General features: G+C 47.9%; 12 protein-coding genes and 1 other RNA gene. 7 read left to right on the forward strand and 6 right to left on the reverse strand.

Features of this window, described 5'->3' with window-relative positions; genetic code table 11:
* Window positions 1–244: a transfer-messenger RNA gene (gene ssrA, locus ACTHUM_RS03830) on the forward strand; the annotation flags it as partial.
* 167 nt (window positions 245–411) lie between these two features.
* On the opposite strand, the gene ACTHUM_RS03835 is transcribed toward ssrA, so the two are convergent.
* The 4 genes from ACTHUM_RS03835 to hda all read right to left on the reverse strand — a co-directional run bounded on the left by ACTHUM_RS03835 (window position 412) and on the right by hda (window position 3,062).
* A complete protein-coding gene (locus tag ACTHUM_RS03835) occupies window positions 412–1,197 on the reverse strand; it encodes an endonuclease/exonuclease/phosphatase family protein (protein ID WP_039862165.1) in 786 nt (261 codons plus the stop codon).
* A gap of 157 nt (window positions 1,198–1,354) precedes the next feature.
* Complete coding sequence (locus ACTHUM_RS03840; protein ID WP_004519868.1) at window positions 1,355–1,669, reverse strand: TonB family protein; 315 nt, start codon at window positions 1,667–1,669, stop codon at window positions 1,355–1,357.
* A 59-nt stretch (window positions 1,670–1,728) separates the two neighbouring features.
* Window positions 1,729–2,397, reverse strand: coding sequence for an HAD family hydrolase (locus tag ACTHUM_RS03845; protein WP_004519869.1), 669 nt, complete (start codon window positions 2,395–2,397; stop codon window positions 1,729–1,731).
* Window positions 2,394–3,062, reverse strand: a complete 669-nt coding sequence (gene hda, locus ACTHUM_RS03850; protein WP_004519871.1) for a DnaA regulatory inactivator Hda — start codon at window positions 3,060–3,062, stop codon at window positions 2,394–2,396. Before hda ends, ACTHUM_RS03845 begins: the two co-directional genes overlap by 4 nt.
* A gap of 230 nt (window positions 3,063–3,292) precedes the next feature.
* On the opposite strand from hda, the gene ACTHUM_RS03855 reads away from it, so the two are divergent.
* The 4 genes from ACTHUM_RS03855 to ACTHUM_RS03870 are packed head-to-tail and all read left to right on the forward strand — an operon-like array spanning window position 3,293 to window position 7,562.
* A complete protein-coding gene (locus ACTHUM_RS03855; protein WP_004519872.1) occupies window positions 3,293–3,931 on the forward strand; it encodes a DedA family protein in 639 nt (212 codons plus the stop codon).
* Between the two features lie 46 nt (window positions 3,932–3,977).
* Window positions 3,978–5,414: an MBOAT family O-acyltransferase gene (locus ACTHUM_RS03860; RefSeq protein WP_049336334.1), complete on the forward strand. Its 1,437-nt coding sequence runs from the start codon at window positions 3,978–3,980 to the stop codon at window positions 5,412–5,414.
* 10 nt (window positions 5,415–5,424) lie between these two features.
* Window positions 5,425–6,453: a peptidoglycan O-acetyltransferase PatB gene (gene patB, locus ACTHUM_RS03865; protein ID WP_004519875.1), complete on the forward strand. Its 1,029-nt coding sequence runs from the start codon at window positions 5,425–5,427 to the stop codon at window positions 6,451–6,453.
* A complete protein-coding gene (locus ACTHUM_RS03870) occupies window positions 6,450–7,562 on the forward strand; it encodes an SGNH/GDSL hydrolase family protein (RefSeq protein WP_004519876.1) in 1,113 nt (370 codons plus the stop codon). The genes patB and ACTHUM_RS03870 overlap by 4 nt, the downstream gene beginning before the upstream one ends.
* Before the next feature lie 108 nt (window positions 7,563–7,670).
* On the opposite strand, the gene ACTHUM_RS03875 is transcribed toward ACTHUM_RS03870, so the two are convergent.
* Window positions 7,671–8,261 carry a LemA family protein gene (locus ACTHUM_RS03875; protein ID WP_039862166.1) on the reverse strand — a complete coding sequence of 197 codons (591 nt, stop codon included), beginning with the start codon at window positions 8,259–8,261 and terminating at the stop codon, window positions 7,671–7,673.
* A gap of 142 nt (window positions 8,262–8,403) precedes the next feature.
* Window positions 8,404–9,492 (reverse strand): metallophosphoesterase, encoded by a 1,089-nt coding sequence (locus tag ACTHUM_RS03880; protein ID WP_070504789.1) that lies wholly within the window; start codon window positions 9,490–9,492, stop codon window positions 8,404–8,406.
* Between the two features lie 105 nt (window positions 9,493–9,597).
* Between ACTHUM_RS03880 and ACTHUM_RS03885 the strand changes: the two genes are divergently transcribed.
* Together ACTHUM_RS03885 and ACTHUM_RS03890 are read left to right on the forward strand one after the other, a co-directional pair.
* Complete coding sequence (locus tag ACTHUM_RS03885) at window positions 9,598–10,506, forward strand: Dyp-type peroxidase (protein ID WP_049343964.1); 909 nt, start codon at window positions 9,598–9,600, stop codon at window positions 10,504–10,506.
* Between the two features lie 211 nt (window positions 10,507–10,717).
* Window positions 10,718–12,385, forward strand: a complete 1,668-nt coding sequence (locus ACTHUM_RS03890) for a ShlB/FhaC/HecB family hemolysin secretion/activation protein (protein WP_049343965.1) — start codon at window positions 10,718–10,720, stop codon at window positions 12,383–12,385.
* Window positions 12,386–12,607 lie beyond the last annotated feature (222 nt).

Below are 12,607 nucleotides of genomic sequence, written 5' to 3' on the forward strand. Positions count from 1 at the left end.
CTTAAGGCCTGCCGTTGCAGCAGTTGGTCAATGGGCTGTGTAGCGCAAGCTACCGCAACGTCATTCTACATTGACTGGTTTTCTGTCGGGTTACTTGGCAGGAAACGAGATTTAAGGTAACTGGTTCTCTGAAGGCCTGTTGGTCGGCATGATGAGGACGAGATTCTAAATAGACACAACTAAGTATGTAGAACGCTCTGTAGAGGACTTTCGGACGGGGGTTCGATTCCCCCCGCCTCCACCAGATTTGAAGCGCAAATTTTTGATTTAAAAAGGTTTGCGCTTTTTTATAAACTTAAACAGGCCGTCTGAAACTTTTAAGACGGCCTGTTTTTGTCTCAAATATCTGAGTGAAAAAACTTTTTCTTTCGATACATTGCCAATAGTACTTTGCTTTAAAAAATTTCAGCCTTACATTTTTCTATCTGATTTCATATTCATTTTACGATGCGGCCTAACCGTTACACTCAATGGCAGATGATCTGACAAATGTTGCCAGTCTTTACTGTTGTGAATTTCAGAATCGATGACATCAAGATTGCGCGTATAAATGCGGTCGAGGCTGAGGATGGGCAGGCGCGAAGGGAAGGTTTTGGGGCGTTTGCCTGTATTATCGACAAATACTTCGTTCAAATCTAATGCACTGCCCAGCTCACGCGCTGATTTCTGCCGCCAGTCATTAAAATCGCCGGCAATAATCAAAGGGCTTTCCGGACGAATGTACCGGCCAACGTAGTCGCTGATGGCTCGGTATTGTTTGAGGCGGTCTGGCTCGCGCAGATTGAGGTGGACGCACAGACACACCAGCGGATCTTCCCAACCTTCGGGTACGACCTCACAATGCAACAGGCCGCGTTGTTCGAGTTTATTAACGCTGATGTTGAGGTTGTTTTCCGTTTTCAGCGGCAGGCGGCTGAGAATGGCGTTGCCGTGGTGTCGTTTGGGATAGACGGCATTTTTGCCGTAGCTGCGATGATAATCGAGGCTGTCGCCGATGATGTCGTAATGCGGTGCATCGGGAAAGTCGGTACGGCGGCTTCTGTTGAGATGTTGTCCTTGGACTTCTTGTAAAAACAAAACATCCGAACCCAATGCACCCAGCGCGTCAGCCATGCGGTTGACTTGCACTTTGCGGTTGAGCGCAGACATGCCTTTGTGCATATTGTAGGAAGTAATGGTAACTGGACGGGGAGACATGATGTGTGATGAAGCGGTTTATTTGTTTTAGTATAGCACCGGAGCGTGTGGTTTTACGGCAATTTTGGTTATACTTGTTTAAAAAATAAAACGGCGTTTTGACAGAGAATTTCCCAATCAAAACGCCTTCTGTTTTTCAGACGGCCTTGCGTCCGAATCAGTTGTTGATTACTTCAACATTGGTTTCAAAAGTAACAGTGTGTTGGTATTTAGATGCGGTTTTGCGTTTCGGATAAGGATATTTGGAAACGCTTTTCACTGCGCGTTCGTCCATTTCAGGATTGCCGCTGGATTGAATGATATTTACGCGGTCAACATCGCCGGCAGGTGTTGTGAAGACATCCATCAAAACGGTTTTAACGCTGCCGTTTTGCGCTTTCATGGCTTCCAGAGTTTCGGTATCGGCTGCTTGAGCAGTACCGAATACAGCGGCAAACAACAGGGCTGAGGCGAGGAGTTTAGTCGTTTTCATGTTTTAGTCCTTATTAGGGTTGTGATTAGGTTAAATATTTCAGACGGCCTGATTCGTCGTTATTTGAAATTCAAAATCGGCCAACCTTTTGCTTTGGCTTCTTTTTCCAGCTCGGCATCCGGATTGACGGCGACAGGTTCGTCCACAATACGCAACAAAGGCAAGTCGTTTTTGGAGTCGCTGTAAAAATAAACTTTACCGTAGCTTTCAAATGTCTCGCCACGCTCGGCAAGCCATTGGTTCAATCGGGTAATTTTGCCTTCTTTCAGGCTGGGCGTACCGACATAGTTGCCGGTATATCGGCCGTCTTCGCCGATTTCAAGCTGTGTACCGATAATGTTGTGAATGCCGAAAAGATGACAGATTGGAGTAATGATAAATTCGTTGGTCGAAGAAATAACCAACATTTCGTCACCCGCCATTTGATGGCTTTGCACCAACATACGCTGCATCGGAGAAATATACGGGACAATATATTCGGCCATAAACTCGCGATGAAACTCAGCCAATTCCTCCTTGCTGAAACGGGCTAAAGGCGCGAGATGGAATTTGAGGAAGGCATCGATATCAAGACAACCGTTTTGATAGTCTTGGTAAAACTTTTCATTTTGCGCCTCGGTTTCAGCCGCATCGACTATACCTTTTTTAATCAGGTATTGCGGCCAGGAGTGATCCGAATCGGTATTGATCAAGGTATTGTCGAGGTCGAAAATGGCAAGGTTTTTCATTGGGTTTCCTGTTGTTTTAAAAGCTGGCGCAAAAGCGGCAAAGTAATGCGCTTGCCCATCATAACGGCGTAGTTGTCGAGGGTATCGAGCATTTGCATCAGGCTGTCCATATCGCGCCGCCAATGGTTCAGCAGGTATTCGAAGATTTCCGGATCGATGGTTACCTGACGGGCGGCAGCCATGCTGACGAGCGCATCGATTTTTTCCCGGTCGGTCAGCGGTTTGACTTCGTAAACCAAGCAATACGCCATGCGTGTGCGCAGGTCTTCGCGGATAACGAGTTGCTGCGGCGTATATTCGGAACTCAAAAGCAAAAAGCCTTTGCCGCTGTTGCGGAAGCGGTTGAATATGGCAAACAGTAAAGCCTGTTCTTCATTATTAAGCTTTTCGATTTGGTCAATGGCAAGATATTCCGCATCCAATGCGGCTTCTGTCAGCGGCGTGGCGGCGGCATCAATATAGAGGGCATTTCGTCCGGCATCGAGCGCCTGTGCGACCCATGCCTGCAAGAGATGGCTTTTACCTGCGCCCTCTTCGCCCCAAACATAGATACATTGCCCATGTTTGTGCTGCAACACATACACCAGCTCGGCATTTTCTGTTCCCAAAAATTTGTCGAAGCCGGGATAATCATGGCTGGCAAAATCGAAGATGAGCTGGTTCACAAAGGCGCACCGGTTAGGTTGAAATCGGCTTTATTTTACGTTGTTTTGCCGTCCACCATCAAGGATAAAGGCCGTCTGAAGCCTATACCTGCAACATATCTGCACTTCTAAACATATCTTGACGCGCTTACGGCATTGGTTTTATTCCGCTTTGGTTTTACAATGTCGAACTTCTCGCCGAAACATTTGTCTGTTCTTTTTCAGACGGCCTTTTTATTTGGGGAACCCTAGTGATTTCTACCCTTATTGATTTCATCCTCCATATCGACCAACACCTTGTCCACCTTTCCTCCCAATACGGCCCGTGGATTTACGCGATTTTGTTTGTTGTGATTTTCTGCGAAACCGGTTTGGTCGTAACGCCATTTTTGCCCGGCGACTCGCTGCTGTTTGCTGCCGGCGGTATTGCGGCCATCGGCGGCATGAACATCCACGTCATGGTATTGCTGCTCTTAGCGGCCGCCATTCTAGGCGATGCGGCCAACTTTATGATTGGCAAATATTTTGGACAAAAACTGTTTGCCAATCCTGATTCCAAAATTTTCCGCCGTTCGTATTTGGAAAAAACCCATGCGTTCTATGAAAAACACGGCGGCAAAACCATCATCATTGCCCGCTTTGTGCCAATTGTGCGGACGTTTGCGCCATTTGTCGCCGGTATGGGCGATATGCACTACGCGACGTTTATCCGTTACAACATTATCGGCGCGGTGTTGTGGGTATTGTCGTTTTCCTATGCAGGCTACTTCTTCGCCAATATCCCCGTCGTCAAAAACAATCTGGGCTTAGTCATGGCGGCAATCATCGTGATTTCGATTTTACCTGCGGTAGTCGAAGTCATCCGTGCCAAACTTAACGCCAAAAAATAACAATCAATCGAAAAGTTTGAAAGTTTAAACACATCAAGGAATTGTCATGCCGTTGCTGTCTATTGAGTTTGCGGTATTCTTTATCGTATTTTTGCCCTTGTACTGGGCATTTGCGCGTTTGCCGCAAGTTCAAAACGTTTTACTTTTGGTTGCCGGGCTAGGCTGGCTTTACCGTATCGACCCTATTTTTGCCGCGCTGATTTTGGTTTACTCGTCTGTGGTTTACCTGGTCAGCGTACTGATGTTTTCTGAAAACGAGAATATCCGCAAATTTTGGCTGGGTTGCGGTATTTCGGCGGCATTGACTGTTTTGTGTTTCTTCAAATATTTCGACTTTTTCCGCCCGATTATTCAGCAATATACGGGGCAAAGCGCCGTCATCGATATCCTTTTGCCCTTGGGCTTGTCTTATTACACTTTCCAATCGCTGGCTTACTTAGTGTATTGCTACCGCAAGCCTAAAGGAGACCGTTTTGAATGGCACGAGCTCCTACTGCATCTGAGCTTCTTCCCCACCATCACATCCGGCCCGATTATCCGTGCGGCCGCTTTTAAAAGCATAGACGGCGAACAAGCGGGCGCATTGGCGCAAATCCGCACCAAACAAGCACGCCAGCTGATTTATCCGGCTTTGGCGGTCGGCCTGATTGTATTGGGCATTGCCAAAAAGTGGTGGCTTGCCGGCGTATTGGCAGAAGGCTGGGTATCGCCTGTTTTTGAAAATCCGGCCCAGTTCGACGGCTGGGGCGTGTTGTCTGCGATTTATGGCTACACCTTCCAACTCTTTTTCGACTTTTCCGGCTACTCGGATTTAGTCATCGGCTTGGCCATGCTGCTCGGCTTCCAGCTGCCGAAAAACTTTGCCGCGCCGCTTCGCGCCATCAACATCCGCGACTTCTGGGACAGATGGCACATCAGCCTGTCCACTTGGATTCGCGACTATATCTATATTCCTTTGGGCGGCAGCAAAAAAGGCTTCGGACGTACCCAACTCAATCTGATGATTGCCATGTTGCTTTCCGGCATTTGGCATGGCTACGGCTGGAGCTTTTTGATTTGGGGCGCGCTGCACGGTGCGGCTTTGGTATTCCTTAACTGCGGCGACAAAATCGTCGGCCGCAATGCCTTAGGCCGTCTGAAAATCGGCAAACCGCTCGCCTGGCTGTTTACCTTCCATTTCGTTTGTTTCGCTTTTGTCGTGTTCAACAGCGCAACGCTTGCCGATACGGAAATGCTGTTCAGCGCATTATTTGCCAATGACAAAGGTTGGAACGCGCCTCTGCCGACCGACCTCATGTTGCTGGGTACATTTGCGATGATGCTTTCGCTGTACCCGTATTTGCTTCGCTTATTTGAAGCATCGGTAAAAGGCTTGGACAAACTGCCTGCATGGCTGTGGTTTATTCCCATCACGCTTATCCTCGCCCTAATTATCATCTTCGCCCCGTCCGGCATTCCCGGCTTTATTTACGCCAACTTCTAAGGAGCAGAACATGAAACGCTTTATCTCCCTGTTTGTTTCTATTCTGCTCAGTGCGGTTGCGCTGACGTGGTTTGCCCAAAACTCCATCAATGCCTATTGGCAGCAGACCTATCATGAGAACAGTCCGCTTGAGCCTTTATCCGAATACGCTTGGTGGCGTATCGGTGCGGATTGGCAACAAAAAGCCTACGAATTTTCAGACGGCCTGAAAGCTTCACTGGAAACGGAAGACGCTTTGGCTTCGGAAGACTCTGGCATTGAAGCAACAAGGCCGTCTGAAAATACGGAAAACATTGAAGTATCCGACAATCAAAAAGACTCTGCTGCTTCCGATGCGACTAACAATACAGATACCACAGCCAGCGAGCCAAGCAATCAGGCTGATCAGTCGGCAACGCAGGTTGTATTGAAAAAAGGCAACAAAGTTTTCTTTGCCGGCGACTCGCTGATGCAGGGCGTTGCACCTTTCGTACAAAAACACCTCAAGCAAGAATATGGCGTACAATCGGTCAACCTCAGTAAACAAAGTACCGGTTTGTCCTACCCCAATTTCTTCGACTGGCCGAAAACCATCGAACAAACTTTGCAAAAAGAACCCGATATCCGCGTTTTGGTTGTATTCTTAGGCCCAAACGACCCTTGGGATTTCCCGATGGGTAAAAAATACCTGAAATTCGCCTCCCCCGAATGGGAGGCAGAATACCTCAACCGCGTCCGCCGTATTCTTGATGCAGCCTCCGCACATGATGTCCAAGTCATTTGGCTGGGCATTCCTTACATGAAAAAAGCCAAGCTCAATGAACAGATGCGCTACCTCGACAAAATCCTGTCGGGTACGGTGTCGCCTCAAGCCATTTGGTTGCCTACCGACAAACTGTTGAGCAATGGCGCAGAAGAATATGCCGACTCTGTCAAAGTAGATGGAAAAATCATCCGTTACCGCAGCAAGGACGGCATTCACTTTTCCGCAGAAGGCCAAAAACTATTGGCCGGAAAAATTATGGAAAAAATTAATTTTACACACGATACACAACCATGAAATTTAATAAAACCTTACTCCTCACGCTTCTCGCACTCCCTATTACCGCCTGCGCAACCAATGACGGCCTGTTAAGCAACTACGGCTCCAACCACCCTGCCTGGCTGAACAAACTGCAACAGCTCAACCATACTTCAGACGGCAAATTCCGCATTATCCAAGTCGGCGACTCCCACACCGCCGGCGACTATTTCACCGACCGCCTGCGCCGCCGTTTACAACAACAATGGGGCAACGGCGGCATCGGTTGGGTTTATCCCAACACCGTCAAAGGCCAGCGCATGGCAACCGTCCGTTACAACGGCAGCGGTTGGAACACCATCAGCAGCCGCAAATCATACAGCGATTTTTCTTTCGGCGGTATTGAAGCACGCGCCGATGGCGGCAGCGTTACCTTAAGCGCAGCCGACGGCAGCATGGATATGCAACAAATCTCCATTTTCGGCAAACCGGTTTGGTCAGAGCAAACCCTGACCGTCAACGGCCGCGAAATCCCTGCCACACAAAACGGCTGGCAACTGTTGCATACCAACGCTTCCCTGCCGATGACCCTCAGCAGCAGCATGCCTTGGCAAATCGGTTTCATTAATATCGAACGCCCCGGACGCGGCGTAACCGTTTCCGCCATGGGCATCAACGGCGCGCAGTTATCCCAATGGTCAAAATGGCGGCCGGGTATGTGGGAAGATTTGGCACAAACCAAAGCCGATTTAATCATCCTTGCCTACGGTACCAATGAAGCCTTTTCCGGCAATCTCGATATTTCCTCTACCGAACGGACATGGCGCAATTACATCCGTCAAATCAAAAACACCCTGCCCAACGCAGGTATCCTGATCCTCGGCGCTCCGGAATCTTTGAAAACCGCCTACGGCAGCTGCGGCAACCGTCCGGTCTTGCTCAGCGAAGTACAACAAATGCAGCAACGCGTTGCCCGTGACGAAAAAATCATGTTCTGGTCTTGGCAAGATGCAATGGGGGGCGCATGCAGCATGAAAAGCTGGATGGCTCAAGGCTTGGCAGCCAAAGACGGCGTTCACTTCTCTGCACAAGGTTACGAAACTGCAGCCGATAAGCTTGCCGACAGCCTGATCCGCTTTGCCCAATAAATTGGCCAAAGCCTAAGTATTTTTCATTAACAGTAAACAAAAGGCCGTCTGAAATTAATATTTCAGACGGCCTTTTGTGTATCACTTATTCAGCAAACTGCTTAATTTTTAAGCTAACATATTGCTGCTCATGCGTTGCGTTTGATTTTCCGTGAAACGAACCAATCCTGCCTGCTTGTCAAAGCCTAATGGCTTGGCGACAAGGCGGTTGGGCAGCTTGTTTAAATGATGGTTGTAACTTCCGGCTCTGCGGTTGTAAGTACGGCGTGCTGATGCAACTTCCGCTTCTGCTGCATCCAGCATTTCCATCAAACCCGCCAATTGCTCATCAGGATACTGTTTCAAAAGACCGTTGACGGCAGTTTGCAATTTTTTCAACGCATGATTCAATGCTGTTTCGGCTTCACACAGATGTTTGATTTTGGACTCGGAAAATGTTTTGGCAGTTTGCGCCAATGCAGTTTCGACTTCGGCACACATCTGCTGAACGTTTCGATCCGATGCAATGCCCTGCTCTTGCAGATGTTTGCTGTATGCATCCAATACATGACGGACGGCCTGATGTCGGCAGTCGAGCGCAATGCGCAAAGAGACAAAGGATTCGCGACAGTCTTTTTTGCGGTCTTTCAACTGTTGTTTGAAATACAATAAGACGGCGGCGATTGATACGAAGATAAGTGCAAGACTAATAATGCCCATAGTGAGTTCCCTAGTTATGATGCCACTCATATCGGTGGCTGATTTTATTAACATCGATTATAATCCAATTTCAATATTTTTTCCCAATTTTCATAAAAAAGGCCGTCTGAAATTCAGACGGCCTGAAGTTTATATTTCTATTTCAATGCTTTGACTTGATGTCAATAACCCACACTTCTGATTGCGAACCCAAACGCAAGGGAATGCCCCAGAAGCCGTAGCCCGAAGTGGTGAAGAAATGGCCGTTGCCGATCGCCTCATAACCGTAAGCAAGACGATAAAGCGTACGGACGATAAGGTTGGCAGGTGCAACTTGGCCGTTGTGGACATGGCCGGAGACCTGCACATCAATCGGCAGCCGGGCATGGGTTTCGATTGAAGTAGGACGGTGGTCCATCAATAAAACCGGTAATCGGGTATTTTGACCTTCTAAAAGCTGCTCCGCACTAGGACGCTTGCGATCCAAATCATCGCTCCGCCCTACCAGCAACACACCATTCACTTCCAAAACCTGATTGGCCAAAACCGTCAAGCCTGCAGCTTCCAATTCATGTTTGATACGCTTCTGATCGCGGAACCAGTCATGATTGCCCAAAGTGGCATAAACGCCCATCGGCGCAGTCAGCTTCTGCAAATGTGGTTTCATGTTTTCTTTAAGGTAGGCATCGACGGTATCGTCCATCAAATCGCCCGGCAGCAACACTATGTCGACTTTTTCCCGCTTCATGATGTCCGTCAACTTGTCCAATTGACGCGCGCCAAACAAAATCCCCAAGTGCAAATCGCTGGCCACGCCGATACGCAGCGGCTTATCCATTTTCTTATTGATGAATACAGTCTGATGGCGGACCACGGGCGTATAGGCGTTATACATCCCCAAACCGAGCAAACCGGCCACAAACAAAGGCGCAAACAGCCGCAGGCTTCGAGAAAGCGGTTGGCGTGCCACAAAACGGCGCAGCAAAAGATACAGGATAAATGTCACCAACGCGGCATACATCACAAACAGCAAGATTACCATCCAAAACGCCACCACGCGGAACATCATATGCCCCAACTCCAGCAGCAAGCCGATCAACAAGCCGTTTGTAATGAAATAGGAAATACCCATTAGCCAACGTCTGCCAACTTTGCCAATCCAAGGCGCAAACAGCCATTGCAGTGAACGCCCAAGCCCGAATGTAAACACTTGCAACAGAATGACGCTCACAAAAAACATCTTACCAAACATGACTTTCCGACCCTAAAAAAATCAAAAGGCAGATTTTAGGCCGTCTGAAACTTTCAGTGTATAATCTCCCGCGTAAAAACCCATAATATTTTGAAAGGAATCATCATGAGCCACCCTCAATCAGCTATTATTCCTGATCACGCACAAGCCGGTATTTTTATCGAAGCAGACATTTCAGACGGCCGCAACGAAGACATCAAATCTGCCTGCCGCCTTTCTTTGGAATCCTTGGCCAAACTGAAAACCCGTTTTCCAAATGATATTTTGGGTTTGACCATTGCCTTTGGCAGCCGCGCATGGCAATCGTTCGGCCATACTGACGAAGGCAGCGAAATCAAACCTTTTCCTGAATTGGGCAACGGCCTCGCCCCCTCCACCCAACACGATCTCTATATCCACATTCAAGCCACCGAGCAAAAAGCCGCCTATGCCTTAGCTCAATCTGTTTTAGGCGCATTCGGCGACAGCATCCGCGTATCCACTGAAGAACACGGCCTGCGCCTGTATGAAGACCGCGGCTTGGACGGTTTTGTCGATGGTACGGAAAATCCGCAGGGCGATGACAATGTGCGCAATGTCGCCATTATTCCCGAAGGCAAGCCCGATACCGGCGGCAGCTATGTTTTGCTGCAAAAATACCTGCACGATTTAAAAAAATGGGATGCCGTCCCTACTGCCGAACAAGAAGCCAGCGTAGGCCGCAGCAAAGAAACCAATGATGAATTCAACGAAGACGTGCGCCTGCCCGACTCCCATCTCGGCCGCGTCAATGTCAAAGAAAACGGCGTTGACTTGAAAATTGTCCGCCGCAGCCTGCCCTTCGGCAAAATCAGCGGCGAACATGGTTTGATGTTCACTTCCTATTGCAACACGCTGCACAATATTGAAGTTCAGCTGCTCAATATGTTCGGCGATGCAGACGGCAAAACCGACTTACTGCTGAAATATTTGTCTAAAGCCGTATCAGGTGCTTACTACTACGCGCCTTCTGTCGAGCGTTTGCAAAATCTTTAACGGCTCACAGGCCGTCTGAAAAAACCTGCTTTTTCAAAGGCAGGTTTTTGTTATTTAAATTCCCTTAATATTTTTATGGTATTATCATAAAAATTTATCCCATTGTTGCTTAATAAACCCTGATTGCAGACAAGGATAAAAACCGATACGCCCCAAGCAGCTATTTTCGATAAAATAAACCCAATTATTATCCCTATAAAATTACGACACCATGTACAAATCCCGCCTTCTTCCCCTGCCCGTATTGATTCTCTCCGCGCTAAACGCCTATGCGGCCAATACACCGAATCCGCTTAATCAAATCGATAAAAACGTACCCAACCAATTCGACAAAGACTTCCGCGACAATCTCGATCAGATTCATTCGGTCGAAATCCAAAAACGCGAGCAGTCGGCATGGGATTTACAGAAAAAACAAGATAACGACACGGTTGCACAAGAGGTGCCGTCTGAAAACAATACCGAATGTTTGGATTACACCGGTATCGAACTTTCCGGCATTACGCTCATCGATTCCAAAAAGATTGAAGCCAAGCTCCCCAAATGCATCAATCAAAACAACATCAACCAACTGAACCGGGATATCGTTGCCGAATATATCGCTCAAGGCTATCCGCACACGCAAATCAAATTTGAAACCACGCCTGAGCGTGTTTTGAAATTAGCAGTCATCGAAGGCAAAATCCGTGAGATTACCGGCGGCTCCCGTACAGTCAACGTCGACACCCTCTTCCCCAATCATCAAGGCAAACCGCTGAACATTCAATACCTCGACCAAGGTATCGAACAGGCAAACCATGTTGCTGGCAACAACGTCAGCATCGATGTTTATCCGCATGATGACGGCACCGCCTCAATCCAACTCAACAACGATGCCGAAAAACATTGGGGCGGCAGCGTCACCATTGACAATAAAGGCAACAAACCCAATACCACGACACTGCGCGGCAGCCTGAATGTCGGCAGCCCGTTGGGATTGAGCGACTCCCTTTATCTAAACGGCTATACCAATCTAAACAACCACGACAGCCATTACAGTCGCGGCGGCAGTATGTTCTATCAAGTTCCTTATGGTGCATGGACATTCAGCACTTACGCCGCCGCGTCGCAATCGCAAAGCATCTTAACGCCCAGCGTAACACGTTATGCCTACCGCTCCCAATCCAAAGCGGCAGGAATCAAAGCAGACCGCGTATTCTCACGCAGTCAAAAACATATTACCTCCGCCTATATCGGCATCGATTATGTGAAACAGACTGCAAAATTTGCCGACAGCAAACTGGAATTGCAAAGCCCGGAAGTCTATTCGACACAAGTCGGCCTATCGCATACAGCCATCCTGCCAAACGGCATTTGGCTCAACAATATCGGCGTGGAACAAGGATTTGCGAAAAATACCGAACACACGCCATTCGACAAGCGTTATACCTCTGTATCCTTGCAGAGCAATTTGATTCAAAACCGTCCATTGGGTAAATGGATCGTGCGCAACCATCACCAAATAGACGCCCAATATAGCCCGCATGATTTGTTTGCCGCCAAAGAAATGGACATCGTCGGTTATCAAAATGTACGCGGTTTCCGTTCAACTTCTTTGAGCGCAAACAGCGCAGTCTTGTTGAGCAATACCGTTTATTTCCGCCGCAATACGCCCCACGGCATCTATATCGAGCCTTATCTGGGCGCAGACATCGGCGTTGCCAAAAACAATAACGAAGGTTCGCAACGTGCCATGGGCTTAGTGGCAGGTTTGAATTTGGGCAAGGCGGACAAATGGCAGCTTTCTGCCGACTACGGCAAAGGTTTTGCGCGCATGCCCAACCAATCAAACAGCGAAAAACAGGATCATGTGACTGTTTCTTTACGCATTCCATTTTAAAGTTATGTAAATATATATCCTTTTATCCAATATATAAACCGCCTATCTTACCGTTATTAATTTTCCATTAATATCAATGAGATGGGCGGTTTTTATTTGCATTTGAAATAGTGCACACAAGGCCATACTGGTGGTATGATTGTAAAAAAATTCATAACAATGTTAATACATTCAAAAATTTCCTCAACAGAAATCCAATACCCGATATGGGATTTCTGATTC

The sequence above is a fragment of the Neisseria sp. P0021.S006 genome (genome assembly GCF_051956895.1).

Coding starts and splice junctions, on each gene's coding strand:
- patB (WP_004519875.1), top strand. CDS start 5,425: ATGAAACGCTTTATCTCCCTGTTTGTTTCTATTCTGCTCAGTGCGGTT.
- ACTHUM_RS03880 (WP_070504789.1), bottom strand. CDS start 9,492: ATGTTTGGTAAGATGTTTTTTGTGAGCGTCATTCTGTTGCAAGTGTTT.
- ACTHUM_RS03845 (WP_004519869.1), bottom strand. CDS start 2,397: ATGAAAAACCTTGCCATTTTCGACCTCGACAATACCTTGATCAATACC.
- ACTHUM_RS03885 (WP_049343964.1), top strand. CDS start 9,598: ATGAGCCACCCTCAATCAGCTATTATTCCTGATCACGCACAAGCCGGT.
- ACTHUM_RS03840 (WP_004519868.1), bottom strand. CDS start 1,669: ATGAAAACGACTAAACTCCTCGCCTCAGCCCTGTTGTTTGCCGCTGTA.
- ACTHUM_RS03835 (WP_039862165.1), bottom strand. CDS start 1,197: ATGTCTCCCCGTCCAGTTACCATTACTTCCTACAATATGCACAAAGGC.
- ACTHUM_RS03870 (WP_004519876.1), top strand. CDS start 6,450: ATGAAATTTAATAAAACCTTACTCCTCACGCTTCTCGCACTCCCTATT.
- ACTHUM_RS03860 (WP_049336334.1), top strand. CDS start 3,978: ATGCCGTTGCTGTCTATTGAGTTTGCGGTATTCTTTATCGTATTTTTG.
- ACTHUM_RS03890 (WP_049343965.1), top strand. CDS start 10,718: ATGTACAAATCCCGCCTTCTTCCCCTGCCCGTATTGATTCTCTCCGCG.
- ACTHUM_RS03875 (WP_039862166.1), bottom strand. CDS start 8,261: ATGGGCATTATTAGTCTTGCACTTATCTTCGTATCAATCGCCGCCGTC.